Here is a 552-nt window from a genome sequence, read left to right on the forward strand (position 1 = left end):
TTTTGACGTCGAGGTGCAGCAGGTCGCCCGCGTGCGAGTGTTCGTAGCGGCGGGTGGTGTGCCGGGTGGCGCGGATGCGTTGCCCGGTCAGCGGGTCACACTCGGCCAGCCGCGGCACGCCATGCCGGGTCAGCACGCGTGAGACCGTGCGGACCGGGACACCGGTGGCGGCGCTGATCCGAGCTGGGCCGCACCGCAGCCGCGCCCGCGCGGCGATGACTCGTTCCTCGGCTTCGGCCGGTGTGCGGGACGGCGTGTGGTGCGGCCGGCTGGACCGATCGACCAGACCTGTCGCGCCCTCCTCGCGGAACCGGCGCACCCACCGATGCGCACACTGCCGCGACACACCGAGCTCCTTGGCCACGTGAGCGACGGGTCTGCCAGCGGAGACCCGCTCAACCAGGACCAGGCGTCCATGCACGGTCAGACGGGCGTTAGCGTGTCCCATCGAGGCCTCCGGCTGTGGTGACTGACTTCGCAATCACCACCGCACCCGGAGGCCTCACCCATGATCAAGCCGACACACCGTCACCAACGTGTTGGCCAGGTACA

1 protein-coding gene is annotated in these 552 nt (G+C 70.3%); it reads right to left on the reverse strand.

The features are described from left to right. A partial coding sequence (locus DI276_RS47605; protein ID WP_157985388.1) for a leucine zipper domain-containing protein occupies positions 1 to 448 on the reverse strand: 448 nt, incomplete at its 3' end. Positions 449 to 552 lie beyond the last annotated feature (104 nt).

The sequence above is a fragment of the Lentzea terrae genome (genome assembly GCF_003265345.1).
Classification (GTDB): Bacteria; Actinomycetota; Actinomycetes; order Mycobacteriales; family Pseudonocardiaceae; genus Lentzea; species Lentzea terrae.